We start from the raw sequence: 26,766 nt of genomic DNA, 5'->3' as shown, positions 1-26,766 counted from the left end.
CGGAAACGAACAGGCCCTTCCGGAATGTGGCATTCCAAAAGGGCCCTGGACATTCGTGAAACGGGAACCGGTTTAGTTGAGGATGTACCGTTTGGGGTTCACCGGCACGCCGTTCAGGCGGACCTCGTAGTGCAGGTGGGGGCCGGTGGAGCGGCCCGTGTTGCCCACGTAGCCGATGAGCTCGCCGCGGGTGACTTCCTGGCCGCTCTTGATGGCGATGCGGTTCAGGTGGGCGAACCGGGTGGTCAGGCTGGCGTTGTGCTTCAGGCGGATGCACAGGCCGTAGGAGCCGTCGCGTCCGGCGAAGGTCACGCTGCCGCGCGCCGGGGCATAGACCGGGGTGCCGCGCGGGGCCGAGATATCGAGCCCCTTGTGGAACTCGCGCTTGCCCGTGAAGGGCGAGGTGCGCCAGGCGAAGCCCGAGGTCACCCAGCCGGAGGTCGGCCAGATGGACGGGGTGGCTTCGAGGATGTTCTGGTTGGAACGCAGGGTGTGCATGATTTCCTGCTGGCGGACCTCTTCGAGGCGCGCCTCCACGTTCAACTGGCGCAGGAACTCGTGCATCTTGCGGGCGAGCAGTTCCTGGCGGTAGAGGGGCAGGTAGCCCTTGGAGAAATTCTCGTTGGCGGGACCGCCCTTGGGGGCGGCGGCCTGGCTGCCGTCCTGGTCCAGGTTGATCATGACCCGGAGCTTGGAGTCGAAATCGCGGATGCGGCTCAGGTTGCCTTGGAGGGAGGTGATCTTCTGGGAGAGACTGAGGAGTTGGGTTTTTTGTTCCTGGACGGTTTTTTCAGCGATGTTGAGGCCTTGCTCGATACGGGAGTGCTCGGCGTATTTATTCCAGAGAATGACGTTGCCCGCGGCCATGGACACCGTCATCAGGAAGAGGAACATGATAACCCAGCCTCGGAGCTGGAATTTCTTGCAAGAACCCTGTTTGTCTCTGAAGACAACTATGTGGTATTTTCGGAAAAGCATTACCTTTCCAGGATGTTACAAGTTTGCAGAGCAGCCGGACTCGGACTTTGAGTACTATTAGTCTAGACTTTTTTGCTTGTCAAGTCGACTTGTTGCCGGGTTATGGCGTTGAAGATATTGTTTTTTATACGTTTATCTTTCCGCCACATGGCCCGTAGCCATTCATGGATTTCGTCCCTTTTGGTGAATCCGTTGGAAGGGCAGACGTTTTCCCAAATGGGCAGCTCCCATTGGGCGGCCGCCTTGATCACGGTCTTCTTGTCCAGGAGCATGGTCGGCCGGATGACCTTGAGCTTGCCGCCGAAGAACGGCTCGTTGGCCGACAGCCCGTCGGCGCGCCCGTTCTGGACCACGTTCATGAAGAAGGTGATCACGTTGTCGTCGGCGTTGTGTCCGAAGGCCAGGTGGGTCAGGTTGTAGTCGCGGCACAGCTCGAAGAGCCGCTTTCGGCGTTGCATGGCGCACCAGAAGCACGGGGAATTCTTGCGGTTTTCCTCGGTGTGGGCGCGCGGGCCGAAGTCGGTCAGCTCCACGTGCGCGGCCAGCCCGTTTTCCGCGCACCACCTGACCAGCGGCGCATGGGAGGCGGGGTCGAAGCCGGGGTTGACGTGCAGGGCCATCAGCTCCACGGGAAAGGGCATGATCGCCCGGCGGATGGTCATGACCTTGAGCATGAGGAAGCTGTCCACGCCGCCGGAAATGGCCAGGCCGATGCGGGCCCCGCCCGTGACCATGTCGGTCTGCTGCATGAGCTTGCCCGTGGCGGTGACGCATTTTTTCTGCGCAAAGGTGAGTTTGCCCCATGAGGCCATCTGTTGTTCTCCCGTTCGATTTGCTGCAGGGCGGGTCAGGTCAGGCAGATAGAGTATTCCTGCTTGACTTGCAAGCCCCTTTGGGGCAGCTTTACAAGCTTTCGCGTCACGGTCCGAACCGTCCGTTCGGGCCCGGAACCAGGTCCCCCCGGAGGATGCCTGTTTTGAGACGGATACTGTTCCTTGTCGTCATCGTGCTCGCGGCCGCCCTGGCCGGTGGCGCGTACTGGTACAGGTCCGGCATGGAAAAACAGGTCGTGACGTCCCGCTGGCTGGCACATCCCCTGAAGAAGGTCAAGTCCGTGCACGTCCGGCAGGGGGGCGAGGCCTATACCCTCGTCCTCGACGGCGACCGATGGGTGGCGCGGGTCCCGGGCGCGTCCTGGAACGTCTCGGCCAGGGCCCTGGGCGACCGGGTCCGGGATTACCTGATCCGGGTGCCGGAACTGGTGCCGCTGCTCGCCTTTGACGGGAACGAATCCGAGATGCTCGGGGAGTACGGCCTGACCGAGCCGGAGCTCAAGCTCATCGTCCAGTTCCGGGACGAGAACGTGCCGCCCCTGAACCTCAGGTTCGCCCGGGGCGAGTCCGGCAAGACCTACGGCTGGAACTCGGAGACGCCCGGCCGGGTCTACGAATTCGGAGGCGAGGTCTTCGAGCAGCTCGCCCATCCGGCCGCCTACTTCCTCGACACCAAGGTCTTTCGTTTCAACGAGGAGCAGGTCAGCCAGGTGCAGCTGGTCCAGCCGTTCGGTTCGAGCTGGGTGGCCCGGCGCGAGTCCAAGGGGTTCGTTTTCGTCCTGCCCGGTTACCTCAAGGGCAAGGAGGCGTCCAGCTCGGAGCTCAAGCTCTACCTGCACGCCCTGGCCCTGCTGCGGGCGGGCAGGCTGGTGCTCGAACCCGCGGTGCCGGAAAAGGGCATGGCGGCCCTGACCATCAAGGTCTGGTCGGACGACGCCAAGGAGCCGTCCACGGTGGAATTCTTCACCATCGAGGATGACCCCAAACACTATTTCGGCCGCTCTTCCTGGCTGACCGTGCCGTTCCTGCTCGATGCGGAGAGCGTCAGTCAGCTGGTCAAGAGCGCCTTCGACGTCCAGGGGCGCAACGTGTTCTCCCTGGACATCGGCCAGGTTGCCCTGCTGGTCGTCGTCAACGGCGACCGGCGTTACGTGGTCCGTCGCGGGCACACCGGCTGGCGCGTGGACGGAGGGGAAAAAGACATCCCCGGCATTGACATGGCGCTCTGGCGATTTACAGAGTTACAGTTTGAGGCGTTGCCCCTGAACAACCTGGCCGCCACGGCTGTGAAGCTCATGCACTGCCGCCTGCTGGACGGCGACGGGAACGAACTGAAGGGGATCACCTTCTACGCGGATCCCAAGCTGCCCCAGGGACAGTGTTGGATGAAGAACGGAGACGGCATGTACTACCCGGTCTCCGCCCGGCTGCTCAAGGACCTGCAAGGGATGTTCCCGGCGGGCGAGCCCGGAAAAGTGGAATAACGGCGCTTCGAACGAAGTCTTTAAGGAGAATAGCATGGCAAGGATCACCGTTGAAGATTGTCTGGCCAAAGTGAGCAATCGCTTTCTCATCACCCAGATGGCCATCAAGAGGGTCAAGCAGTACCGCGAAGGGTACGAACCCCTGATCGATTCCAAGAACAAGGAAGTGGTCAACGCCCTGCGCGAGATCGCGGCCGGCAAGGTCATCCCCGACACCACCTCCGACCTGCATCTGCATTCTTCCGAAACCGAGGAAGCCTAAGTAGCCGGTCATGTCCAAACGCGATTACTACGAGATCCTGGAGGTGGAGCGGACCGCCACCCAGGATCAGATCAAGACGGCGTACCGGAGACTGGCCTTCAAGTATCATCCCGACCGCAACCAGGATGATCCCGACGCCGAATCCAAATTCAAGGAGGCCGCCGAGGCCTACGAGGTCCTGGGCAACCAGGACAAGCGCCAGTCCTATGACCGGTTCGGCTTCGACGGCGTGAACGGCAACGGCTTCTCCGGCTTTTCCAGCAACGAGGACATCTTCGGCGCCTTCAGCGACATCTTCGGCGAGGTCTTCGGCTTTTCCTCGGCCGGGCGGGCCAACCGCCCCCGGGCCGATTCCGACCTGCGCTACAACCTGGAGATATCCTTCCGGGACGCGGCCAAGGGCACCGAGGTGTCCATCAAGATTCCCGTGGAGACCCATTGCGAGACCTGCGGCGGCAGCGGGGCGGCCCCCGGCTCCTCGCCCCAGACCTGCCCCCAGTGCGGCGGGTCCGGCACGGTCCAGCAGTCCCAGGGATTCTTCCGCATTTCCGCCACCTGCCCCCAGTGCCACGGCGCGGGCAAGCTGATCACCGACCCCTGCGACACCTGCATGGGGCGCGGCACGGTCATCCAGGACAAGGACCTGAGCGTCCGCATCCCGGCGGGCGTGGACAACAACTCGCGCCTGCGGCTGCGCGGCGAGGGCGAGGCCGGGGTCAACGGCGGCCCTCCGGGCGACCTCTATGTGGTCATCCGGGTCACGCCCGACGACACCTTCGAGCGCCAGGGCCAGAACCTGATCATCAGCCGGGAAATCTCCATGGTCGAGGCCGCCCTGGGCCATCGCCTGGAGGTGCCCACCCTGGACGAGCCGGTCAACCTGGACATCCCGAGCGGCACCCAGTCCGGCGAGGTCTTTCGGCTGCGCGGCCTGGGGCTGCCCCATCTCGGCTCCACCCAGAACGGCGACCTGCTCGTGGAGATCCGCGTGAAGACCCCCTCCAAGCTGAACGCCCGCCAGGAGGAGCTCCTGCGGGAGTTCGCCGAGATCGAGGCAGGAAAACTCAAGAATCGGGCCAAGGGCTTCTTCAAGAAGGCCAAGGACAAGGTCATGGGAGAGTAGACGATGGCACAAGGCTTTTCGCACATGGACCAGGACGGCAACGCCCGCATGGTGGACGTCTCCGCCAAGAACGACACGAGCCGCACGGCCATTGTCCGGGGATTGGTCCGCATTTCCCCGGAGACCATGCGCCTGCTCAAGGAGGACGCCCTGCCCAAGGGTGACGTCCTGACCACGGCCAAGATCGCGGGCATCCAGGCCGCCAAGCGGACCAGCGACCTCATCCCCATGTGCCACCCCCTGCCCATCAGCTATATCGACGTGCGCTTCACCGTGCACGACGAGGCCTCGACCATCGAACTCGAATGCGAGGTCCGGACCACCTACAAGACCGGCGTCGAGATGGAGGCCCTGATAGGCTGCCAGGTGGCCGCCGCGACCATCTACGACATGTGCAAGGCGGTCCAGAAGGACATCGTCATCGACAAATGCCGGCTGGTCTACAAGTCCGGCGGGAAGTCCGGGATTTTTACCGCCAAATAGTTAACTTGTTATTTTAAAATAAAAAAGCTGGCATACATCTGTATGCCAGCTTTTTTTGTGTAGCGTTATGGATATAACTGATTGGTATTAGGGTTGGTTTATTGTAAACAGATACAATAAATAGGGCTGATTAGAGATGGCTGGCACATTATAGCTATAAAGAATTGGAAATTGAAAATAATTTTTCCAAAGAGTTAACGGAGGATGCAATGGCTGATGTTGCAACAGTAATGATTTCTGGTGGACTTTTTTTGCTTACAGCTATTTTGGCGTGGTATACTCGTACCCTCGCCATTGAAGCTAAATCTGCCCGTCTTCTCCAAATACAACCGTGCGTTGTGGTTACAATAGAGCCAAGTAAGTTTTTGTTTTACATGGAGCTTGTAATTGTGAATACAGGGATGGGCGTAGCTCGTAATGTAACAATTGAAGCTAATCCCGACATCTCTCTTGAAGGGGAAAAGTCAGGTAAGACATTTAATGAGTTGTCATTTTTGAATTGGGATATTCTAAAACCTGGACAAGAAATTAGGCATTCAATCGGGTCGTTTAGGCATTATAGGGAATGCCCAACATCAATAACGTCAAAATGTTATGATGTTATTGGTAATCAACATATATTCACAACTCATATCAATGTAGCAGTGTTAGAAGGTATTACTAAAATAGGGGAAGATCCTTCAGAGAGAATTGCGAATGGCGTTGAGAAAATCCTTGCAACAATCAATCGGTCTGATTTTCGGAAGCGACAAATAGAGATAGTGCCACAAAAATAATAATTACATTATATTGTTTAATATTATGTGCAAATGAGCATAGAAAAAGGCCGTTCTCTGTGAAGAGAACGGCCTTTTCTATGATTCGGCTAGAACTACCAGACCATGCGGGTCTGGACGCCGTGTTCGGACATGTATTTCTTGAGTTGCGGGATGGTGTATTCGCCGTAGTGGACGATGGAGGCGATGAGCGCGGCCGTGGCCTTGCCCTCGGTCACGGCGTCGACCATGTGCTGGGGGTTGCCCGCGCCGCCGGAGGCGATGACCGGGATGGTCACGGCCTCGGCCACCAGCCGGGTCAGTTCCAGGTCGTAGCCGTTCTTCACGCCGTCGGCGTCGATGGAGTTCAGGCAGATTTCGCCCGCGCCGAGCGCCTCGCCGGTCTTGGCCCATTCGATGGCGTCCATGCCCATGTACTTGCGGCCGCCGTGGATGACGATCTCGAAGCCGGAGGGGATGTCCTCGGACTTGGGCACGCGCTTGACGTCCATGCCGAGCACCACGCACTGGGAGCCGAACATGGCCGCGCCCTCGCTGATAATGTCCGGGTTCTTGACCGCGCCGGAGTTGACCGAGACCTTTTCCGCACCGGCCACGAGCACGTCGCGCATGTCGGACACGGAGTTGATGCCCCCGCCCACGGAGAACGGGATGAATATCTGGGAGGCGACTTTTTCGACCACGTCCAGGAAGATGCCGCGCGCCTCGTGGGAGGCGGTGATGTCGTAGAAGACGATCTCGTCCGCGCCGTCCTCGTAGTAGCGCTTGGCGGACTCGACCGGATCGCCGATGTCCACGTTGCCTTCGAACTTGATGCCCTTGGTCAGACGGCCGTTGCGCACGTCGAGGCAGGGGATGACCCGTTTACTCAGCATTTCCGGCCTCCACGCAGTAGTTGTAGAAGTTGCGGAGCATCTTCAGGCCGGGACGGCCGCTCTTTTCCGGGTGGAACTGGACGGCCCACAGCCCCTTGCGGCCGTGCACCGAGCAGAAGTCGATGCCGTAGCGGGTGGTGCCGATGACGAACTCCTCGGCGGGTGCGGGGTAGTAGCTGTGCACGAAGTAGAAGTCCGCGTCCGGGTCGATACCGTCGAACAGCTCGCACTCCTTGATCAGCTCCACCTGGTTCCAGCCCATGTGCGGCACGCGGATCTGGATGTCCTCGTAGTCCACCCAGGAAGGGTTGAACAGTCGGCATTCGCCGGGGATGACCTCCAGGGCCTTGGTGTCGTTTTCCTCGGAGTAGTCCAGGAGAATCTGGCAGCCCACGCAGATGCCGAGCACGGGCTTCTTCTGGGCGATGAGCTTCTTGATGACCTGGTCGAGGCCGCCGGATTCGAGCTCTTCCATGGCCTGGCCGGCGGCGCCGACGCCCGGGAAGATGATCCCGGTGGCATTGTCCAGTTTCACGGGGTCGTTGGTGATTTCATTCGGGATGCCCAGGTGCTCCAGGGCCCGGTGGACGCTGGTCTGGTTCCCCGCCTTGTAATCGAAGATGGCGAGCATGGGTTCCTCCGCTTGATACTCGGTATGCTACAGCGACTAGTAAAAATACCGGGGGAAAACAAGGCTTTTATTGCACCGGCAAAAATGTATGCCAGGATTGGCAAATGTTCGTTTCGGCGGGGGGTTGTCAGGACCGCGTCCGGCCCCTGAAACGGTCATTTCCCGAGGATGCGCAACAGCAGGTCGCCCTTGAAGGGCCCGAGCTTTCGGCCCAATCCCTTGAGCCGGATGGGACGGCCGACCACAAAGTCCTGGGGCAGGGTGACCTCGATGGTCCTGGGCCCCTTGGTGAAGGGGTGCTCCACGGTGATGCGCACCTTGCGGCCCGGCAGGAGGTGGGAGGCCGGGTAGTGGACGGTCTGCTCGAAGTCCATCTGGCCCGTGAGCCACCCCTTGATGCCCTTGGAGAAGTCCAGGTTCAGGGTCCGCTCGCCCCAGTGCAGCTGCAGGCTGCGCTTCTTGAGCTCCAGGGGGCCCTTGTAGCCCGGTTGGTCCTTGCGGATCTGGGAGTAGATGTCCTCGAAGACCTTCTTGGCGAAGGGGTCGTTGAGGATGGTCCGCAGGACCTCCTCCTCACGGTAGTAATACTTCTGGTTCTTGGCCCGGGTGGAGCGGCGCGGCTTCTCCGGTTTGGGCGGGGGCGTCCTGTCCCGCTGCCGGGCGTAGGCCCTGGCCCCCTGTTCGCGGCTGGCCGTGGGCTCGGCCTCGGGGCCGTGGGACGCGGACCGCGTGGGTCCGGCGAGGTCCAGGAGCTTGCGGGCCGTGACGTAGGCCTCGTTGACCACGCGGAACTTCTCGGCGGCCCGTGGGCTCGGGTTCAGGTCCGGGTGGTACTTGAAGGCCAGCTTGCGGAAGGCGGACTTGACCTCCTCCAGGTTCGCCCCTGGGGCGAGCTGAAGCTCTTTGAGGCACTCCTGGAGATTCATGGGAAGCGTCCTTGGTTATTCGTCGGAAATCAGCGCGTTGGGCGACGTGTCGGGATCATAGCGCAAAAGATCGTGCTCGCGCAAATAGGCGCGTCCCTGGCGGACGAACTCCGCGTGCCCGGCCTCGGGGTTCACGCCGGGACAGTACTCCTGGATCATCTCCCAGCTGGTCTCGTCGATGAGGTTGCCCCGGAAGTAGGGCCAGGCGCGGCAGATGTCCGGGCGGCCGGGGTGCACCGAGCAGCCTTCCTTGTAGAAGACGCAGTAGTCGTCCTCGCCCACGCCGAGCTGAATCTTGCCGCCGCGCGTCTGGGCGTAGCGCGCGACCAGCTCGTCCACGGTGATGTGCAGGAAGTCGGCCAGCCGCACGCAATCCTTGTCGGTCATGACGATGCCGCCCTCGCCCTGGCAGCAGTGGCCGCACATGCGGCATTCGAAGGCGGCCACGGTCATGGACGGATCCCCATGGCCTGCATCTCGACCTTGGTGCAGCGGTCCTCAACCACGGTGATGCCGCTTCCGGCCAGTATCTGCCGGGCCTCGGGGCTGACGATGCCGGACTGCATCCAGAAGATTTTGGGCAGCGGATCGAGGGCCAGGGCCTCGCGGGCGTGGTCCGGGCAGAACTGCGGGGCCCGGAACACGTCCACCAGGTCCACGGGCACGGGGATGTCGCCGAGGGCGGGGTAGGTGGGCAGCCCCCAGACGTCGCTGCGCTTGGGATGGACCGGGATGACGTTGAAGCCCATGTCGATGAGGGCGCGGCCGACCATGTCCACGGGGCGGCCGGGCTTGTCCACGGCGCCGACCACGGCGATGGTCTTGACCTCGCGCAGCAGGGGCGCTAGCTCTTTCATGTCGATCAACATTGCTCGATACCTCGCAGATTGAGAGGCCGTTGTACAGCAAAGCCTTCCGATTGCCTAGCCGATAATCCCCAAGGAGCCGCCATGTTCGAAGCCATCGCCCGCATCCCACAAGAGGAACTCTCGCGCCGCTGGGACGCCGTCCGGCGCCACCTGCGCCATATCGCCCCGGAAGCGGGCGGCATCCTGGTCTTTTCCCGGCTGAACATCTATTACCTGACCGGCACCTTCGGCCAGGGCGTGCTCTGGCTGCCGCTTGACGGCGAGCCCGTGCTGCTCATCCGCAAGGGCGTCAACCGCGCCCGGCTGGAGGCGGGGGTCCGGCACATCCTGCCGTTCAAGTCCTACGGCGAACTGCCCGGCCTGTGTGCCGACGCGGGCAGCCCCTTCACGCCCACCCTGGCGGCGGTCATGGCCGGGCTGACCTGGCAGCTCGGGATCATGCTGGCGGACAAGCTCAAGGACTACGCCATCGTGCCCGGCGACCACGCCGTGGCCCTGGCCAAGATGGTCAAGTCCGAGTTCGAGCTGGACATCCTGCGCCGCTGCGGCGAGCGGCACCACCGCTGCCTGTACGACATCCTGCCGCCCCTGCTCCATCCCGGCATGACCGAGCGCGAGATCGCCCACAAGGCGTGGGAGGTCTTTTTCGCCGAGGGGCACATGGGCATCATCCGCATGCAGGCCCACGGCGAGGAGGCCTTCCTCGGCCACGTGTCCGCCGGGGACTCCGGCAACTATCCCAGCGGGTTCAACGGCCCCCTCGGATTGCGCGGCGAACACCCGGCCTCGGCACTGATGGGCAACGTGCACAAGATATGGGAGCCGGGCGAACCGCTCATGCTCGACATCGGCTTCCAGCTCGAGGGCTACCACACGGACAAGACCCAGGCCTATTTCGCCGGGCCCGCGTCGGCCATCCCCGACGACGTCCGCCGGGCCCACGAGTTCTGCATGGAGCTCCAGGACTGGATGTGCGCCACGGCCAAGCCGGGCGTGACCCCGGAGGAACTCTACCTGCACTGCCTGGACGAGGCCGAGCGGCAGGGCTTCGCCGACGGCTTCATGGGGCTGGACGAGAACCGGGTCCCGTTCGTGGGCCACGGCATCGGCCTGACCGTGGACGAGTACCCGCCCATGGCCAAGGGATTCACCCAGCCGCTGGAGCAGGGCATGGTCATCGCCCTGGAGCCCAAGCAGGGCATCCGCGGCGTGGCCATGGTCGGGGTGGAGAACACCTTCGAGATCACCGCCGACGGCTGCCGCTGCATCTCGGGCGACCGCTACGACATGATTCCCGTGGAATAGGGCGATAACGGGGTTGAACTGTTTTCGGCGAGTGTAGTAGAGGCAGACGGGGCGGATTGTTTCGCCCCGCGTCCGCAACCAGCGAGGGAAGCATGGCCTATACCCAGATATTCACGTCCAAGAACGAGTATCTCCTGTGCATCACCGACGGCGTGGTGGATGACGCCGAGACCTTCATCGAGTGGGCGCTGAAGCTGGTGGCCAAGGCGCGGGAGGCCCGGCGGACGCGCATCCTGGTGGACAACCGCACCTTACGCCTGGATCTCTCGCCGCTCGACATCATCACCTTCGCCAACTTCCTGGAGGATCAGGGCACGGCCAAGCTCGGCCTGCGCCTGGCCGTCCTGTCCAACCCGCACAACCCGGAGACCAGCCGCCTGGTGGAGACCGCCCTGGTCAACCGCTCCGCCTCCTACAGGAGTTTCCGCTCCCAGCAGGAGGCCCAGGAATGGCTCCTCGGCGAGCCGCTTCTGTCCGAATGAAAAAAGGCTCCCCGAGGGGAGCCTTCCTTTTTCCGTATGAATCGGTCGCTTATTCGTAGGCCGCCTCAAAGATGGCGATGACGTCCTCCACGGTCATGTCCACGGGGGTGACGTCGAACAGCGCGCCCATGGTGGCCAGGGCGTTTTCGGCCAGGGCCGGGATCTCCTCGCGGGTCACGCCGTAGTCGGACAGCTTCTCCTCGTCCAGGCCGACCCCGGTGATGAGGGCGTCCAGGGCGTCGAGAAAGGCCAGGCCGGTCACTTCCTCCTCCAGGTTTTCCTCCAGGGTGTCGCCCATGGCCAGGGCCAGGTCGCCCAGCCGTTCCTCGCCCCGAGCGGCCAGGAAGCCGAAATACGCCTTGGACAGCAGCACCAGCCCGGCCCCGTGGGGCAGGTTGGGGTGGAAGGCGGACAGGGCGTGCTCCAGGGAGTGCTGGGAGATGCACGAGGAATAGGTCTCGCACAGCCCGGCCGCGGTGCAGGCCCAGGCCATGACGGTCCGCGCCTCCAGGTTGTCGCCCTCGGCCACGGCCTGGGGCAGGGTGTGGCTGATGAGGTGCACGGCCTCCAGGGCGAGCATGTCGCTGGCCGGCTGGCGGCAGGTGGCCAGGTAGGCCTCGGTGGCGTGGAAAAAGGCGTCCATGCCGGTGTAGGCGGTCTGCCTCGGCGGCACGGAGAGCATCAGCTTGGGGTCCACGATGGACAGGGCCGGGAAGGTCCCGTCAAAGCCCCAGCCGAGCTTCTCGCGCGAATCGGTGCCGGACTTGGTGATGACCGTCCACGGGTCGGCCTCGGTGCCGGTGCCCGCCGTGGTCGGGATGGCCACGATGGGCAGGGGCTCGTTCGCCGGGGTCTGGCCGCCGCCCGAGCCGGACTGCATGTAGTCCCAGTATTTCCCGGGGTTGGTGGCCATGGTGGCGATGGCCTTGGCCGAGTCGATGGTCGAGCCGCCGCCCAGGCCGACCACGAACTTGACGCCCTTTTCGCGGCAGATGGCGGCCGCCTCGTCCACGGCGTCGGATTCCGGGTTGGGCTTGATCCTGTCGTAGACGATGGTCTGGACGTCCTGTCTGGACAGCTGGGACTGGACCCGGGCCAGGTAGCCCTGGTGGATCATCACGCCGGATTCGCCGATGACGATCATGGCCTTGTCGCCGCGCGGCAGGTGGGGGGTGTCGCCCAATCGGTCGAGGCTGTCGGGGCCGAAGACGATGCGGGTGGGCATGAAGTATTGGAAGTTGAGCACGGAGCGTCTCCTCGTTTTTTCTCTTTCTAAAGGGATTTCAGCAAGTTTTCAAGCTGGTCGGCGGTGTACAGGTCGCGGATGACCACCGGGGTCTCGCGGCCGTTCACCCGGAACACGGCGGCCGTGGGCAGGCTGCGGCTGCCCAGCGCGGCCAGCAGGGCCTCGGCCTCGGGGTCGCGTTCTGTCATGTCCACCTTGATGAAGCGGACGCCGTAGCGTTCCTTCCACTCGGCCACGTTGGACCGGGTCATGACCGTGGCCTCCAGCGCCTTGCAGGTGGGGCACCAGTCGGCGGTGAATTCCAGGAATATCTTCTCCTGGCCCAGCGATTGGTCGAGCTCAACGGGGTTGAAGTGCTCCCACGGGTCGGCCCGGACCTCCGTGCCGGGCGTCGTCCAGTAGACCGTGACGGCCAGGAGCACGAGCATGGAGACGCGCAGGATGAGCTGGGTGCCCTGCCGGGCGGTCCGGGAGCGGACCCACAGCCAGCCGCCGAACAGGATGACCCACAGGGGGGCCAGGACGCGCAGGCTCTGCCCGCCCAGGGCGATGCCGAGCAGGTAGAAGGCGGTGCCGAGCAGGAAGAAGGCGATGCCCTTTTCCACGTACTCGATCCACGGCCCGGACCTCGGCAGGAAGCGCGACAGGCCGGGGCTCAGGATGAGCAGCAGGTAGGGCGCGGACATGCCCAGGCCGATGCAGATGAAGACCGTGGCGATGATCACCGGCCCCTGGATCAGGGCCCAGCCGAGCACGCCGCCCAGGAACGGGCCGCTGCACGGGGTGGCCAGCAGGGTGGTCAACATGCCGGTGAAGAAGGCCTGCTTGCGCGGGTTCTTGTGCCCGGCCCCGAACTTGAGGTCGATGACCGGCAGGTGGAACAGGCCGAACAGGCTGAGGGCCAGCGCGCCCATGATCGCGGCCATGCCGAGCACCAGCCAGCGGTTCTGGAAGAGCGCGCCCCAGGCCGAGCCCGTGGCCCCCAGGACCAGGGCCAGAAACAGGAAGAAGGTCAGCACCCCGATGACAAAGAATACGTTGTGCTCCCGGAAGGCCCGGATGCGCGCGTGGGGGTCGCCCTCGGCCCCGGCCCCGAGCAGGGCGGAGAGCTTCAGACTGACCACGGGCAGGACGCAGGGCATGACGTTAAGGATGAGTCCGGCCAGCAGCCCCATGAGCACGGCCGAGAGCAGTCCGCCCACCTCGAGGCCGGGCTGGAAGTAGGTCGGGCTGAATCGCCAGGCGATCACGGCCGCGTCGACCTCGGCGTCGGCCTCGGCCTGTGTCTGGGACGCGCTCCGGACCATGCTCCGGAAGCCGGCCCACCACACCTGGCTTGCGGCGGGCGGCAGAGTGGCCGTGTCGAGCCCGGCCTTGCCGAAGGCGAACTCCACGCGCGCCGGGACGCACTTGGTCGGGTGACACAGGAGCAGGTCCAGGGACAGGTTCACCGGAAAACGGTTTTCGAGGTCGTCGGGCACCAGGACGAAGAGGGTGGTCCCGTCGAGGTAGGCGGCCACGGTGATGGTCGGGTCGTAGGAGTCCGGCTTGTCCTTGCCCCTGGGGTAGAACACGGTCAGGCCGGTGCCGTCGGCGGCCGTGGCGGTCAGGCGCGTGGGCTTGCCCGTCTCGCCGGGCACGTTGGAATAGGCGTACCAGTCCTTGTGGATGTGCAGGGTCAGGGCCAGCAGGGTGCCGCCCGGCGATCCCGGCCGGACAGCGCCGGGAGACACGGCGAAGGGCTCCACCGAGGTCTCCATGGGCAGCGAGGACGGCTGCACCAGGGCCTTTGCCGGGGTAGCGGGCAGGAACAGGAGGGCACTCAGGAGCAGGGTAAAAAGAAGCTTGTTTATGGGCATTTAGGTCCTGTGTGAAAAAAATGAAAATTTGTGGTTGACTTTTCCGGGGCCGACTTATAGTTATCTCTCCGTCGCGACGAACAACGGCGCGACCGAGTGGGTCACTAGCTCAATTGGCAGAGCAGCGGACTCTTAATCCGGAGGTTCAAGGTTCGATTCCTTGGTGACCCACCACTCAGAAAACACACCCCGTCAGCAATGGCGGGGTTTTTTCGTTTCGGGCTGTTGCCTGTGCTGTTGTCGGCGATATGGTTCACGGATCTGCTCGTCGCTGTTCAGGGTTGTTCGCCGGAAACGGCGCAGGCCGCGCCGGACGGACGGTCTTTCCGGCGCAGGACCCATCTTACCTCACCCCGGCGTCAGGTCAATGGAATGATAGTGTATTGAGGATCGGCCCCGGCTCAAGCCTGCGGGCCGGTTCAGGCCCGCTTCAGCCACGCCTTGCGCACGGCGCCGTCGTTGGCGGTCCAGGCCTGGCGGTGGACGGTCAGGAGGCCGTCCGGGTCGCGCAGCAGGACCTGCTTTTCGTTCTGGGACAGCGCATTGGGGCCGCCTTCCAAGACCTTTTTGACCAATTGCGCGTTGCGGGCGCGGGCGGCCTCGCCCGGATTGCGCCTGTGGCGCAGGAGCAGGGCGCGGCGCAGGCCGTTCAGAGCCGGGTCGAGCAGGGTGCGCAGGAAGCCCGCCTCGCGCGGCAGGCCGAGCGGCACGGGGGCGTTCTCGAACTCCACGGTGAAGCGGGTCACGTCCACGATCTCGCTGTCCGGGAAGGTCTCCTCGGGGATGAGCAGCAGCCCCTTGCGGCGCAGCCAGCGGCCCGGCGCGTCGTGGCTGGTCAGCACGGACAGGGGCATGGACAGGACGATGGGCAGGACGATGGGCGCGATCCACCAGAAGAAGCGCGGGGCGTAGAGCCAGACGATGCCGCCCCAGAGCAGCCCGAACAGCGTGCCCCCGCCGTGGAAGCGCAGGGCGTCGCGCCAGGTGGTCGGCCGGTCGTCGCGCTGCTGCGAGCCCCAGCCGATCTTCCGGCCGAGCAGGGTGATGCACACGAACTTGCTGTGGAAGAACATGCGGATGGGCGCGAGCAGGGTCGAGAAGGCCACCTCCAGGACGATGCTCGTCAGCAGCCGGGCCGCGCCGCCGAACTGACGGGCCCGCCTGGTCTTGAGGACGATCATCAGGTAGCTCAGGACCTTGGGGAAGAAGAGCAGGACGCCCGTGGTGGCCAGCAGGACCAGGGCCCACAGGGGCTGCCAGACCGGCCAGGCCGGGAACAGGGAACGCGTGGCCGCGAAGTAGCTCGGGCCGACTACGGCCTGGAGCACGGCCTCGGCCGAGGAGAGCATCAGGAAGAGGAACCAGAGCAGGGCGGACACGTAGCTCATGGCCCCGTTGAGAAAGAGCACCCGGTGGGCCGGGAAGAGCCCCTCGGTGAACAGCAGGCGCAGGTGTTGCAGGTTGCCCTGGCACCAGCGCCGGTCCCGCTTCAGCTCCGAGAGCAGGTTGGGCGGGCATTCCTCCCAGCTGCCGGTCAGGTCGAAGGCCAGCCAGACCTCCCATCCCGCGCGGCGCATGAGCGCGGCCTCCACGAAGTCGTGGCTGAGGATGTCCCCGCCCAGCGGCGGCTTGCCGGAAAGCCGGGGCAGGCCGCAGTGGCGCATGAACGGGTCCACGCGGATGAGCGCGTTGTGGCCCCAGTACTGGGCGTCGCCCAGCTGCCAGAAGTGCAGCCCGGCCGCGAACATGGGGCCGTAGGCGCGGTTGGCGAACTGTTGCAGCCGTCCGAGCAGGGTGTCGCGGCCGAAGCAGGCCGGGGCGGTCTGGAGGATGCCGATGCGCGGCCGCCGCTCCATGATGTGGACCATGTCGCACAGGGTGTCCCCGCGCATGACGCTGTCCGCGTCGAACACGGCCATGTAGGTGTAGTCCCTGCCGTGGCGGCGGCAGAAGTCGGCCACGTTGCCGCTCTTGCGCTTCAGGTTGACCTTGCGGTTGCGGTAGAAGATGCGTCCCTGGGCCCCGAGTTCCTCCACCAGCCCGGCCCAGGCGGCCTCCTCCTCCATCCATTTGTCCGCGCTGCCCGAGTCGCTCAGGATGTGGATGTCGAACTGGTCCGCCTTGCCGGTGCGTTGCAGGGAGAGATAGGTGGTCTTGACCCCGGCCATGACCCGCGGCGTGTCCTCGTTGCAGATGGGGAAGAGCACGGCCGTGCGCGGGGCGTCGCCCGGCGCGAGCGGTTCGGCCAGGGCGTGGCTGACCGCGAAGCGATCGTAGCGGCGCATGAGGGTGAACCAGCCCATGATGGCCGTCCAGAACCCCACGGATATCCAGGCGAAGAGGATGGAGTAGACGATGATGATGGCCAGCTCCAGGGGGGTGGACCCCTTGTCGGGCAGCACGGACCCCACGTAGGCGCTGGCCAGGGCCGACGGGATGAGGATGAGCAGGGTCAGGACCGAGCGCCGCTTGGCGGTGGAGAAGGTGGCGTGGCGTTTCTGCGGATCGCGCGACATGGGACTTTACCTGGAAAGGGACAATATGAGGGTCAGGGCCAGCAGCAGGCCGAGCATGGCCAACCAGCCCCATTGGGCCGCGAAGCCGGACAGGCCGGAGCGCGGTCGGCCCAGGTACTGGCAGGGCATGTGGCTGCGGTGCAGGGCCGGGGCGTCCGGCGGATAGACCTGGAGGTCCGGGGCGGGCAACCGGGACAGGAGCGCGTCCAGGGCCTGCTCGGGCCCGGCCCCGGCGGGTAGTCCGCGCAGGGTCTGGAGAACCAGCTCAAGGCGGTCCTCGGTGGGCATGGGCAGCTGCTCGGCGTAGGCCGTCAGGCAGCGGGCTGCCCGTTCGCGCCGCTTCTTGTCGTCGGCCGATCCGCCGTCAGGGACGATAGGCATAGTTCCAGGTTTCCGTCAGGGTGGTGTCGTTGATCTTCAGGAAGGCCCGCAGGTCCACGGGCGGCCTGCGGTTGGGCAGGACCTTTTCCAGGGCCGAGGGGGCCTGGTCGGGCCGGATCACGAAGGACAGCCGCCACCCCCCTGTATGCGGGTTCTTCTCCACGTTCTGCGCGGCGACCACCGCGCCCTTGCCGCAGGTGACCACGCCCTCCACCTTGGACGGCGGTTGCAGCAGGGCCAGGGCCTTGCTCTGGAAGTCCACGATGAACCTCTGGCCGCCGCCCCAGGCGTCGCCGGTACGGGTGGCGCTGACGTAGCCGAGCGGCGGGTGGGTGAACCCGCCATTGTACCACAGCAGCCGGTAGGCGTAGGTCTGGGGGACCCCCACGGGCAGCGGGTCGCGCGGGCTCCAGAAGGCCACGATGTTGTCGTGGATTTCCTTGTCCGTGGGGATGTTGATCAGCTCCACGTGGCCGAAGCCCCAGTCTCCCACCGGCTCCACCCAGAGGGTCGGGCGGCGTTCGTAGCCCGCTTCGAGGTCCTCGTAGTGGGCGAAGTCCCGGTCGCGCTGGACGAGCCCGAAGCCGCGCACGTTGTCCGCGGAAAAGGCGTTGATTTCAAGGTTTTCCGGGTTGTCCAGGGGCCGCCAGAACCATTCGCCCGAGTCGTTCTTGATGAGCAGGCCGTCGGAGTCGTGCACCTCGGGCCGGAAGTCCCGGACCTTGCGCTCGTCCGTGTTCTCGCCGAACAGGAACATGCTGGTCAGGGGGGCGATGCCGATCTTGGCCACGGGGATGCGCAGGAACAGGGTGGCGGTGACGTCCATGGTGGTGGTCCGGCCGCTCTCGATGACGAAGGTGTAGGCCCCGGTCAGGCTCTTGCTGTCCAGCAGGGCGTGCACGGTCAGGCTGGTGCTCTTGCGGGTCGGCTTCTCGATCCAGAATTCCTTGAAATAGGGGAACTCCTCGCCGTCCGGCAGGGCGGTGTCCACGGCCAGGCCGCGCGCCGATATCCCGTAGGCCTGGCCCTTGGCCACGGCCCGGAAATAGCTCGCGCCCAGGAAGACCGCGACCTCGTCGAAATAGCTCGGCGTGTTGATGGGCCCGTGGATGCGGAAGCCCGCGAAGCCGAACCGTTCGGGGATCTGTTCCGGCAGGGAGTGATTGTTGCCGTAGTCGAACAGGGCCGGGTCGAAGGGAATCCGCTCGGTCGCGTCCTTGGTGACGACGTGGACGTCCACCAGCCGGTCGTAGAACAGGCCGGGGTGGAAGAACTGCACCTGGAAGGACAGCTTCTCGTCCTTCCACAGGGCCTTGTCCGGGCGGAAGCGGATATCGCGCCAGGCGTCGTAGTCCAGGTCGAGCAGGGCCTGAGGCACTTCCCCCTGGGCCGGGGCGAACGGGGCCTGGCTCAACTGCCGGGCCTTGTCCACCACCACCTGGCGGGAGAAGGGCGTCTCCTCCCCGGCCAGGGCCGGTTTCACGGGCAGGGTCCCCGGCAGGACCTGGGCGAGCAGGAGCAGGGCCGGGAACAGGAGATGGAGGCGCCCGAGGGCGCGTCCGGACGAATGTATGCGTTGTGACATTACGGGCTTTTTCGCTTGTTGGTTGTTTCCGGGACAGGACCTTGGTCCGTGGCCGCAGGAGACAGCACAGTACGCGATGCCCAGGGTATTATCAATTTTGAAACGCGTTTTTGCACAAAGTCGTTTTATAAAGAATATTCAGGATGTTGCCTCAATGTGCAAAGGTTCGCGCATGCGTCGCTCCCGGGCGCGCGGCCGGACGGATCGATTTTTCCGCCTGGGAGCGGGCAGGAGGGCCCGGCACGGCGCTGCCGGGATCGGGGTTACTCCCGGTCCAGGGGCAGGCGGATGGTCACGCGGAAGGTCTCGTCCTCGCTCCGGGCGCGGATGGTCCCGCCGTGGTCCTCGACGATCTTGCGGGCGAAGGCCAGGCCCAGGCCGTTGCCCTCGACCTCGTCGTAGCCCAGCCGCCGGAAGGGGGCGAACACGGCCTCCAGTTCATCATCGGACAGGGGGGGATAGGCGTTGCTCACCCGGATGACCACGGCCTCGCGGTCGTCCTCCCATTCGGCCCCGCAGCGGATGTCCACCCGGCCGTTGTCCGGGCTGTACTTGACCGCGTTGGACAGGACGTTGTCCAGGACGATGCGCAGGTCCTGCCGACGGCAGCGGAAGGCGGGCACGGGCGAGAGGTACAGCTGGAGGCGGATGGACCGCGCGCCCGTGAGCGGTCCGACCCGTTCGGCGGCCTCCTCGAGCATGACGTTCATGTCCGCCATGTCCTCGCGCGGCGGGGGCTCCTGGAGATCGAGCTTGGACAGCTTCATGATCTGGTCGATGAGCGAGTCCATGTGGTCGATCTCCTCCTCCATGCGCCGGACGTGCTTGACCACGCCGTCCGTGCGGCCCGCCTCCAGCCGTTCGAGGACGATCTGCTGGGAGACGCGGATGCGCGCCAGGGGGGAGCGCAACTCGTGGGACAGGTTGGCGGTCAGTTCGCGCCCGCCCCGGACCATTTTTTCCAGGCTGTTGACCATGTGGTTGAAGGTCCGGGCCAGGGTGCCCATCTCGTCCTTGCGGTCGTCGAACACGCGAGGGGTGAAGTCGCCCCGGGCCAGCTGTTGGGCGGACCGGGTCATCTGGACCATGGGCCGGGTCAGGCGGCGCGACACCGGGATGAGCAGCAGGGCGGCCACCGTGGCCATGAGCAGCAGCCCCTCCATGAACCAGACCTCCTCGTTGTGGGTGATCCACTCGTTGAGCAGGTGCACGGTCAGGGTGCCCAGCGGGGTCTTGAGCGGCCCGTAGGAGTAGATGGACCCCTTGTCGCCCTTACGGATGAAATAGATGCGGTCGTTCTGCTTCGTGACCAGCTTGAGTTCCAGCTCCTCCTCGCCGGTCAGGGGCGGGGTCCGGTAGGATTGGGCCACGGTTACGCCGCGTTCGTCGGTGATCCAGGCGTCGCCGCTAAAGGCGTTGGCGTAGATGTCGAGGACTCGGTCCAGGCGGGCGCGCAGTTCCGGGGTCAGCCGGGTCGCGCCGTCGGTCTCGAGCCCGATGATCTGCTTGAGGGCCTCGGTGCGGTTCTTGGCGTGCAGGGTGAAGGGCGGGCGCATGTGGCCCATCTTGAGCAGTCCGCCGATGCCCGCGATGGCCACCGCCTGGACCAGGATGAAGGCGAAGAGGATCTTCAGGTACAACCGGCTGACTTTCATCATTCACCCACGAACATGTAGCCCGTGCCCCAGACGGTCCGGATGCGCTTGGCATGGGCCGGATATGGCTTGAGCAGGGAACGCAGCTTGGAGACGTGCACGTCGATGGACCGGTCGTAGGCCGCGAAGTCCTTGTCCCAGGCCATGTCCATGAGTTCGTCGCGGGACAGGGCGCGGTCCGCGTGGCCCATGAGCGCCTTGAGCAGGCGGAACTCCGTGGGGGCCAGCTCGACCTCCCCGCCGTCGATCTCCAGGACCTGGCGGGCCAGGTTCAGGACCAGCCCGCCCGCATGGATGGCCGTGATCTCGGCCCTGCGCTCTTCGCATGCCTCCACCCGGCGGAGCACGGCCTTGATCCGGGCCAGCAGCTCGCGCGGGTTGAACGGCTTGGCCATGTAGTCGTCGGCCCCGAGTTCGAGCCCGACGATGCGGTCCGTGTCCTCGCCCTTGGCCGTGAGCATGATCACCGGGGTGGCGAATTCCACGCGGATGTCGCGCAAAACCTCGAGCCCGTCCTTGCCCGGCATCATCACGTCCAGGACGATGACGCTCGGGTTGAGCGAGCGGATGGTCTCCACCGCCTTCATGCCCGAGGGCAGGGTGGCCGTGGGGAAGTCGTACTCGCCCAGGTACTCGGCCACCAGGTCGCGCAGCTTCTGGTCGTCGTCGATGATCAGGATCGGGCCGTTGCTCTTCATTGTTTCCCCTTACCCGGATGTCGCGCGGGATGAAAAGGCCCCGCAGCCCCCTTTTACAATGTTTAACAACTTTTATCACCCCGTGGACGGGGGGCGGGACAAGGACAAAAAACGCGGCCCCCCCGTGGGAGGCCGCGCATGCGCCCCGGCTCGCGGGGCAGGGGGAAGGGCGGGCAGGGCTACCGCGTCCCTTCCTTCATGGCGTAGGCCAGCTCTCGCGCGGCCTCGGCGGGCGAGGGCGCGGAGCAGATGGCCGAGACCACGGCGATGCCCGCCACGCCCGAACCGGCCACGGCCCGGACGTTGTCGCGCTGCACGCCGCCGATGGCCACCAGCGGGATGGCGGACTGCCCCACCGCGCGCCGCAGCCCCTCGGGACCCCACGGCGTGCCCTTGACGTCCTTCTTGGTCAGGGTGGGGTAGGCCGGGCCGATGCCGAGGTAGTCCACGGGCCGGTTCTGGGCGTCCAGAAGCTCGGCCTCGGTGTCCACGGACAGGCCGAGGATGGCGTCAGGACCGATGATCCGGCGGACGTCCTCGGGGAGCATGTCGGACTGGCCCACGTGCACGCCCTCGACCCCGGCGGCCAGGGCCACGTCCACGCGGTCGTTGATGAGCAGCGGGATGGACAGCGGCTTGAGCAGCCTGTGCAGGGCGCGGGCCAACTCCACGAATTCGCCGGTGTCGGCCTCCTTTTCGCGCAGCTGGACCATGGTGCAGCCGCCCTCGGCGGCCTGGGCCACGACCTCTTCCAGGGACCGGCCCCGGCAGAGGCTGCGGTCCGTGACGAGATAGACGAGCAGATCTTCGGTTCTCATTATTCCACCACCTTGAGGCGGGTGCGGACGGCCTCCTCGTCCAGGAGATAGAGGGCGTCCTGGAGGTGCATCTGCAGGCTGCCGGGACCGGGCGACTGCTCGGCGGCCATTTCCCCGGCAATGTTCATGACCGCGGCGGTGTCCACGGCGGCCTGGAAGTAGTCGTGGCGCACGGCGGCGAAGGCTCCGGCCAGGGCGGTGCAGGTGCAGCCCAGCCCGGTCACGCGCGGCATCATGTCCGAGCCGCCCGCCAGGCGCATCTCGCGGTTTCCGCCAACCACCAGGTCGGTCTCGCCGCTGACCAGGACCGTGCACCCGTAGCGCTCGTTCAGGGCCTTGGCCGCGCCCTTGGCCTCGTCCACGTCCATGGAGGTGTCCACGCCCTTGGGGCGGCCGTCCTGACCGGCCAGGGCCATGATCTCCGAGGCGTTGCCCCGGACGATGTCCGGATGGTACTTCTCGAGAAATTCCATGCAGATGTCCGTGCGGAAGGCGTTCACTCCGGCGGCCACGGGATCGAGGACCACGGGCATGCCCATGTCATTGGCCTGGGCCATGGCCACGTGCATGCCCTCCACGTAGTCGTCGGCCAGGGTGCCGATGTTGACCACCAGGGCGCCGGCCAGGTCCACCAGGCCGGGCAGGTCCTCGGCCACATGGTTCATGGCCGGGGAGGCCCCCAGGGCGAGCAGGGAGTTGGCCGTGTTGTTGGTGACCACGTAGTTGGTGATGTTGACGATGAGCGGGGCCTGTATGCGGACCTCGCAGATATCCTTCCAGATGGTCCGGATCAGTTTGTCGGGCGCGCTCATTTCAGCAGCTCCCCGACGCTTTCGACCTTGTCGCGCATGCGCCCGGCCCCGCCGGAGCGGGAGTCCACGGTCAGGTTCAGGTAGACCCGGCCGCACCCCTTGCGCATGTCGTCGTGGCAACGCTTGATGGTCGCCATGATTTCGTCGAATTCGCCCTCGAGGACGGTGCCCATGGCCCCGAGTTCATGGGGTAGTCCGGATTCCCGGACGATCTCGATGGTCCGCGCCACGTAGGGTGCGAAGGACCCCTGGTCGGGGCGTTCCAGGGGGAACAGGCTGAAGGTGGCTACACAACTCATGACATTCTTCCTTGTTGATGCGTTCAAGAAAGGCCGCTCCAGGCGGCCGACCGCTCCAGGATTGACCCATTCATGCATAACGTCAATGCCCGAAGCCCGGTAAATGTCGGTTTCATTCTCCATCAGGCCGTCTCTCAGCCCCACACCCGGCGAAGCGGCAATAAAAAGTTTAGGAAGGAAAGGGGGATGGGGGTCCGGGGAAGGGGAAGGAAGCCTTTCAAAGGGTTTCCCTTCCCCCTTCCCCCGGCCGCCGGAGGCGTGAAAAAAGGCCGGGGCGTGAGCCCCGGCCTCGATGTGGCGTATGCGGTCGGCTATTCCTTGCAGTCTTCGCCGGCCATGTGCTTGAGGGTCTCGTAGCGCTTGTTGTAGTTCGTCTCGATCTCGGCCCGGTACTCCTTGGAGAACTCGGGGTAGAACCGTTCGAGCATGGCGTAGCGGTTTTCGCCGGACAGGAACTCCTGGAGGGTGCCGTCGGGGGCCTTGGATTCCAGGATGAACGGGTTCTTGCCCTCGTCGGCCAGCAGCGGGTTGTAGCGGTAGAGCGGCCAGTAGCCTGAGTCCACGGCCAGCTTCTGCTCGAGCTGGGTCTTGCCCATGCCCTTCTTGATGCCCTGGTTGATGCACGGGGCGTAGCAGATGATCAGGGACGGGCCGGGGTAGGCCTCGGCCTCCTTGACGGCCTTGAGGAACTGCTGCTTGTTGGCGCCCATGGACACGGAGGCCACGTAGACGTAGCCGTAGGTCATGGCCATGCGGCCGAGGTCCTTCTTGTTGGTGGTCTTTCCGGCCGCCGCGAACTTGGCGATGGAGCCGAGCGGGGTGGCCTTGGAGGACTGGCCGCCGGTGTTGGAGTAGACCTCGGTGTCCAGGACCAGGACGTTGATGTCCTTGCCCGAGGCGAGCACGTGGTCCAGTCCGCCGTAGCCGATGTCGTAGGCCCAGCCGTCGCCGCCGAAGACCCAGATGGACTGCTTGGTGAACAGGTCGGACATGGCCAGGATTTCCTTGAGGGCCTTCTTGCGCGTGCCCTTGAGGGCCTTTTTCAGGGCCTCGCCGGCTGCCTTGGACTCCTCGGGATCGCCCATGACCTTGACCCACTTGTTCAGCTTGGTCTTGAGCGCGCCGGTCTCGACCTTGGCGGCCTCCTTGCACAGCTCGGCCAGGTGGGCGCGGCGCTGGTCCGTGGCCATCTCGATGCCGTAGCCGAACTCGGCCGCGTCCTCGAACAGGGAGTTGCCCCAGGCCGGGCCGTGGCCGTCGGGATTGACGCAGTACGGCGCGGTGGGCGCGGAGGCGCCCCAGATGGACGAACAGCCCGTGGCATTGGCGATGACCATGCGCTCACCGAAGAGCTGGGTGATGACCTTGACGTAGGGGGTCTCGCCGCAGCCCGCGCAGGCCCCGGAGAATTCCATGAGGGACTTGCGGAACTGGGAGCCCTTGACCGAGTCGCGGGCCATGACGTCCTTGTAGGTGACGGTGTCGGCGAAGTCGAAGTTGGGCACCTGGACCCCGGTCTGGGTGGCGATGGGCTTCATGACCAGGGCCTTTTCCTTGGCCGGGCAGATGTCGGCGCAGTTGCCGCAGCCCAGGCAGTCCAGGGAGTTGACCTGAAGGCGGAAGTGCAGGCCCTTGAGGTCCTTGCCCACGGCGTCGATGGTCTCGTAGGTGGCCGGGGCCTTCTTCATCTCGTCGTCGGTGGCCAGCACGGCGCGCAGGGCGGAGTGCGGGCAGACGAAGGCGCACTGGTTGCACTGGATGCAGTTTTCCTTGATCCACTCGGGCACCAGGATGGCCACGCCGCGCTTCTCGTACTTGGACGTGGCGGACGGCATGGTCCCGTCGTGGGAGAAGGCCGAGACGGGCAGGGAGTCGCCCTTCTGGGCCAGGACCGGGCGCATGACGTTCTTGACGTAGGCCGGTTCGTTGCGGTTGGGGGCCTTGTCGTCCTTGAGGGTCTTCCAGGCCTCGGGCACGGGAATCTCAACGAGGGCGTCCGGGGCCTTGTCCACGGCGGCGCAGTTCATGTCGACGATCTTCTGGCCCTTCTTGCCGTAGGCCTTGTCGATGCCGTCCTTGAGCAGGGCGACGGCCTTGGTGAACGGGATGACGTCGGCCAGCTTGAAGAAGGCGGTCTGCATGACCATGTTGATGCGGCCGCCCAGGCCGACCCCGGCCGCGATCTTGACCGCGTCGACGGCGTAGAACTTGAGGTTTTTCTCGGCGATGGTCCGGCGCATGGCGGCGGGCAGCTGCTTGTCCATCTCCTCGGCGGTCCAGGGACAGTTGAGCACGAAGGTGCCGCCGTCCTTGATGCCCTCGAGCACGTCGTACTGGTGCACGTAGCTCGGGTTGTGGCAGGCCACGTAGTCCGCGTTCTGGACCAGGTAGGTGGACTGGATGGGCTTCTTGCCGAAGCGCAGGTGCGAGATGGTGATGCCGCCCGACTTCTTGGAGTCGTAGGCGAAGTAGCCCTGGGCGTAGAGGTTGGTGTTGTCGCCGATGATCTTGATGGCCTGCTTGTTGGCGCCCACCGTGCCGTCGGAACCCAGACCCCAGAACTTGCACTGGACCGTGCCCGCCGGGGCGGTGTCCACGCAGTCGCAGTCGAACAGGGAGGTGTTGGTCACGTCGTCGGTGATGCCCACGGTGAAGCCGTGGCGGGGCTTGGCCAGGGAGTTGAAGACCGACTCGACCTGGGCCGGGGTGAAGTCCTTGGACCCCAGGCCGTAGCGGCCGCCGACGACGACCGGGGCGTTGCGCTTGCCGGCAAAGGCGGCGCAGACGTCCATGTACAGGGGATCGCCCAGGGCGCCCGGCTCCTTGGTGCGGTCCAGGACGGCGATCTTTTTGGCGGTCTTGGGGATGGCGGCGAGCAGGTGCTTGACCGAGAACGGACGGTACAGGCGGACCTTGACCAGGCCGACCTTCTTACCGATGGAATTCAGGTAGTTGACGGTCTCCTCGATGGTCTCGCAGGCCGAACCCATGGCGATGATCACGCGGTCGGCCTTGGCGTGGCCCACGTAGTCGAAGAGTTTGTAGCGGCGACCGGTGACCTTGCCGACCTTCTTCATGGCCTCGGTGACGATGTCCGGGATGGCCGCGTAGTAGGTGTTGGTGGTCTCGCGGCCCTGGAAGTAGATGTCCGGGTTCTGGGCGGTGCCGCGGATGTTCGGATGCTCGGGGTTCATGGCCTTCTTGCGGAACTCGGCCACCTTGTCCATGTTCATCAGCGGCTGCATGTCCTCGTAGTCGATGACCGCGATCTTCTGGATCTCGTGGGAGGTGCGGAAGCCGTCGAAAATGGACATGAACGGGACGCTGGCCTCCACGGCGGCGATGTGGGCCACCAGGGAGAGGTCCATGACCTCCTGGACGGAGTTGGAAAAGAGCATGGCGAAGCCGGTCTGGCGGGTGGCCATGACGTCCTGGTGGTCGCCGAAGATGGACAGGGCGTGGCCGGCCACGGCGCGGGCCGAGACATGGAAGACGCCGGGCAGCAGCTCGCCCGCGATCTTGTACATGTTCGGGATCATCAGCAGGAGCCCCTGGGAGGCGGTGAAGGTGGTGGTCAGCGCGCCGCCGGCCAGGGAGCCGTGGACCGCGCCCGCCGCGCCCGCCTCGGACTGCATCTGGCGGATCTGAACTTTCTGGCCGAAAATGTTTTTCCGTCCGTGGGCGGCCCATTCGTCGGCGATTTCGCCCATGGGCGTGGACGGGGTGATGGGGTAGATGGCGGCCGTCTCGCTCATGGCGTAGGCCACATGCGCGGCAGCGGTGTTGCCGTCCATAGTTTTCATGGTCTTCTTGGGCATTTGCTTCTCCAAGTTGTTTTGTTGGACCTGTAACTGACTCTGGACATATGGC

The 26,766-nt window shown here is 64.9% G+C and carries 25 protein-coding genes and 1 tRNA gene; 8 read left to right on the top strand and 18 right to left on the bottom strand.

What is annotated here, in order from left to right:
- Window positions 1–72: 72 nt before the first annotated feature.
- Both DND132_RS03355 and DND132_RS03350 read right to left on the bottom strand, forming a co-directional pair.
- Window positions 73–978 carry a M23 family metallopeptidase gene (locus tag DND132_RS03355; RefSeq protein WP_014321300.1) on the bottom strand — a complete coding sequence of 302 codons (906 nt, stop codon included), beginning with the start codon at window positions 976–978 and terminating at the stop codon, window positions 73–75.
- A gap of 62 nt (window positions 979–1,040) precedes the next feature.
- Complete coding sequence (locus DND132_RS03350) at window positions 1,041–1,790, bottom strand: tRNA lysidine(34) synthetase (protein ID WP_014321299.1); 750 nt, start codon at window positions 1,788–1,790, stop codon at window positions 1,041–1,043.
- A gap of 164 nt (window positions 1,791–1,954) precedes the next feature.
- Between DND132_RS03350 and DND132_RS03345 the strand changes: the two genes are divergently transcribed.
- From DND132_RS03345 to DND132_RS18145, 5 genes are all read left to right on the top strand, one after another.
- Window positions 1,955–3,295, top strand: a complete 1,341-nt coding sequence (locus DND132_RS03345; protein WP_014321298.1) for a DUF4340 domain-containing protein — start codon at window positions 1,955–1,957, stop codon at window positions 3,293–3,295.
- Between the two features lie 34 nt (window positions 3,296–3,329).
- Window positions 3,330–3,557 carry a DNA-directed RNA polymerase subunit omega gene (gene rpoZ, locus DND132_RS03340; protein WP_014321297.1) on the top strand — a complete coding sequence of 76 codons (228 nt, stop codon included), beginning with the start codon at window positions 3,330–3,332 and terminating at the stop codon, window positions 3,555–3,557.
- A 10-nt stretch (window positions 3,558–3,567) separates the two neighbouring features.
- A complete protein-coding gene (gene dnaJ, locus DND132_RS03335; RefSeq protein ID WP_014321296.1) occupies window positions 3,568–4,680 on the top strand; it encodes a molecular chaperone DnaJ in 1,113 nt (370 codons plus the stop codon).
- A 3-nt stretch (window positions 4,681–4,683) separates the two neighbouring features.
- Complete coding sequence (moaC, locus tag DND132_RS03330; protein ID WP_014321295.1) at window positions 4,684–5,163, top strand: cyclic pyranopterin monophosphate synthase MoaC; 480 nt, start codon at window positions 4,684–4,686, stop codon at window positions 5,161–5,163.
- 209 nt (window positions 5,164–5,372) lie between these two features.
- Window positions 5,373–5,939: a hypothetical protein gene (locus DND132_RS18145; RefSeq protein ID WP_148266933.1), complete on the top strand. Its 567-nt coding sequence runs from the start codon at window positions 5,373–5,375 to the stop codon at window positions 5,937–5,939.
- A 95-nt stretch (window positions 5,940–6,034) separates the two neighbouring features.
- Here the strand turns inward: DND132_RS18145 and hisF are convergent, their stop codons facing one another.
- From hisF to DND132_RS03305, 5 genes are all read right to left on the bottom strand, one after another.
- Complete coding sequence (gene hisF, locus DND132_RS03325) at window positions 6,035–6,814, bottom strand: imidazole glycerol phosphate synthase subunit HisF (RefSeq protein ID WP_014321294.1); 780 nt, start codon at window positions 6,812–6,814, stop codon at window positions 6,035–6,037.
- Window positions 6,804–7,445 (bottom strand): imidazole glycerol phosphate synthase subunit HisH, encoded by a 642-nt coding sequence (hisH, locus tag DND132_RS03320; protein ID WP_014321293.1) that lies wholly within the window; start codon window positions 7,443–7,445, stop codon window positions 6,804–6,806. The genes hisF and hisH overlap by 11 nt, the downstream gene beginning before the upstream one ends.
- Window positions 7,446–7,600: 155 nt before the next feature.
- On the bottom strand, window positions 7,601–8,371 hold the full coding sequence (locus tag DND132_RS03315; RefSeq protein ID WP_014321292.1) for a J domain-containing protein: 771 nt from the start codon (window positions 8,369–8,371) through the stop codon (window positions 7,601–7,603).
- Window positions 8,372–8,386: 15 nt separating this feature from the next.
- Window positions 8,387–8,824 carry a YkgJ family cysteine cluster protein gene (locus DND132_RS03310; protein ID WP_014321291.1) on the bottom strand — a complete coding sequence of 146 codons (438 nt, stop codon included), beginning with the start codon at window positions 8,822–8,824 and terminating at the stop codon, window positions 8,387–8,389.
- The gene (locus DND132_RS03305; RefSeq protein WP_014321290.1) at window positions 8,821–9,240 is read right to left on the bottom strand and encodes a CoA-binding protein; all 420 of its coding nucleotides are present in this window, start codon (window positions 9,238–9,240) and stop codon (window positions 8,821–8,823) included. The genes DND132_RS03310 and DND132_RS03305 overlap by 4 nt, the downstream gene beginning before the upstream one ends.
- Window positions 9,241–9,321: 81 nt before the next feature.
- On the opposite strand from DND132_RS03305, the gene DND132_RS03300 reads away from it, so the two are divergent.
- A complete protein-coding gene (locus tag DND132_RS03300) occupies window positions 9,322–10,545 on the top strand; it encodes a M24 family metallopeptidase (protein WP_014321289.1) in 1,224 nt (407 codons plus the stop codon).
- A 92-nt stretch (window positions 10,546–10,637) separates the two neighbouring features.
- On the top strand, window positions 10,638–11,027 hold the full coding sequence (locus DND132_RS03295; RefSeq protein WP_014321288.1) for a hypothetical protein: 390 nt from the start codon (window positions 10,638–10,640) through the stop codon (window positions 11,025–11,027).
- A 49-nt stretch (window positions 11,028–11,076) separates the two neighbouring features.
- On the opposite strand, the gene DND132_RS03290 is transcribed toward DND132_RS03295, so the two are convergent.
- Together DND132_RS03290 and DND132_RS03285 are read right to left on the bottom strand one after the other, a co-directional pair.
- Entirely contained in the window at window positions 11,077–12,273 is a 1,197-nt protein-coding gene (locus tag DND132_RS03290) for an iron-containing alcohol dehydrogenase (RefSeq protein WP_014321287.1), read from the bottom strand.
- A gap of 26 nt (window positions 12,274–12,299) precedes the next feature.
- On the bottom strand, window positions 12,300–14,132 hold the full coding sequence (locus DND132_RS03285) for a protein-disulfide reductase DsbD family protein (protein ID WP_014321286.1): 1,833 nt from the start codon (window positions 14,130–14,132) through the stop codon (window positions 12,300–12,302).
- A gap of 98 nt (window positions 14,133–14,230) precedes the next feature.
- Here DND132_RS03285 and DND132_RS03280 point away from each other — a divergent pair.
- Window positions 14,231–14,306 (top strand) — tRNA-Lys (locus DND132_RS03280).
- 245 nt (window positions 14,307–14,551) lie between these two features.
- Here DND132_RS03280 and mdoH read toward each other — a convergent pair.
- The 9 genes from mdoH to nifJ all read right to left on the bottom strand — a co-directional run bounded on the left by mdoH (window position 14,552) and on the right by nifJ (window position 26,714).
- Window positions 14,552–16,648, bottom strand: a complete 2,097-nt coding sequence (gene mdoH / locus DND132_RS03275; protein WP_014321285.1) for a glucans biosynthesis glucosyltransferase MdoH — start codon at window positions 16,646–16,648, stop codon at window positions 14,552–14,554.
- A 6-nt stretch (window positions 16,649–16,654) separates the two neighbouring features.
- Window positions 16,655–17,029 (bottom strand): hypothetical protein, encoded by a 375-nt coding sequence (locus DND132_RS03270; RefSeq protein WP_014321284.1) that lies wholly within the window; start codon window positions 17,027–17,029, stop codon window positions 16,655–16,657.
- Window positions 17,013–18,614: an OpgD/OpgG family glucan biosynthesis protein gene (locus tag DND132_RS03265; protein ID WP_014321283.1), complete on the bottom strand. Its 1,602-nt coding sequence runs from the start codon at window positions 18,612–18,614 to the stop codon at window positions 17,013–17,015. The genes DND132_RS03270 and DND132_RS03265 overlap by 17 nt, the downstream gene beginning before the upstream one ends.
- 263 nt (window positions 18,615–18,877) lie before the next feature.
- On the bottom strand, window positions 18,878–20,272 hold the full coding sequence (locus DND132_RS03260; RefSeq protein WP_014321282.1) for a HAMP domain-containing sensor histidine kinase: 1,395 nt from the start codon (window positions 20,270–20,272) through the stop codon (window positions 18,878–18,880).
- Window positions 20,269–20,967: a response regulator gene (locus tag DND132_RS03255; RefSeq protein ID WP_014321281.1), complete on the bottom strand. Its 699-nt coding sequence runs from the start codon at window positions 20,965–20,967 to the stop codon at window positions 20,269–20,271. Before DND132_RS03255 ends, DND132_RS03260 begins: the two co-directional genes overlap by 4 nt.
- A 179-nt stretch (window positions 20,968–21,146) precedes the next feature.
- Window positions 21,147–21,785 (bottom strand): thiamine phosphate synthase, encoded by a 639-nt coding sequence (gene thiE / locus DND132_RS03250; RefSeq protein WP_014321280.1) that lies wholly within the window; start codon window positions 21,783–21,785, stop codon window positions 21,147–21,149.
- Window positions 21,785–22,597, bottom strand: a complete 813-nt coding sequence (gene thiM / locus DND132_RS03245) for a hydroxyethylthiazole kinase (protein WP_014321279.1) — start codon at window positions 22,595–22,597, stop codon at window positions 21,785–21,787. Before thiM ends, thiE begins: the two co-directional genes overlap by 1 nt.
- The gene (locus DND132_RS03240; RefSeq protein ID WP_014321278.1) at window positions 22,594–22,896 is read right to left on the bottom strand and encodes an MTH1187 family thiamine-binding protein; all 303 of its coding nucleotides are present in this window, start codon (window positions 22,894–22,896) and stop codon (window positions 22,594–22,596) included. Before DND132_RS03240 ends, thiM begins: the two co-directional genes overlap by 4 nt.
- Before the next feature lie 311 nt (window positions 22,897–23,207).
- A complete protein-coding gene (gene nifJ, locus DND132_RS03235; protein ID WP_014321277.1) occupies window positions 23,208–26,714 on the bottom strand; it encodes a pyruvate:ferredoxin (flavodoxin) oxidoreductase in 3,507 nt (1,168 codons plus the stop codon).
- Window positions 26,715–26,766 lie beyond the last annotated feature (52 nt).

This window comes from Pseudodesulfovibrio mercurii, from assembly GCF_000189295.2.
Classification (GTDB): Bacteria; Desulfobacterota; Desulfovibrionia; order Desulfovibrionales; family Desulfovibrionaceae; genus Pseudodesulfovibrio; species Pseudodesulfovibrio mercurii.
This window is presented reverse-complemented; position numbering and strand designations above follow the sequence as displayed.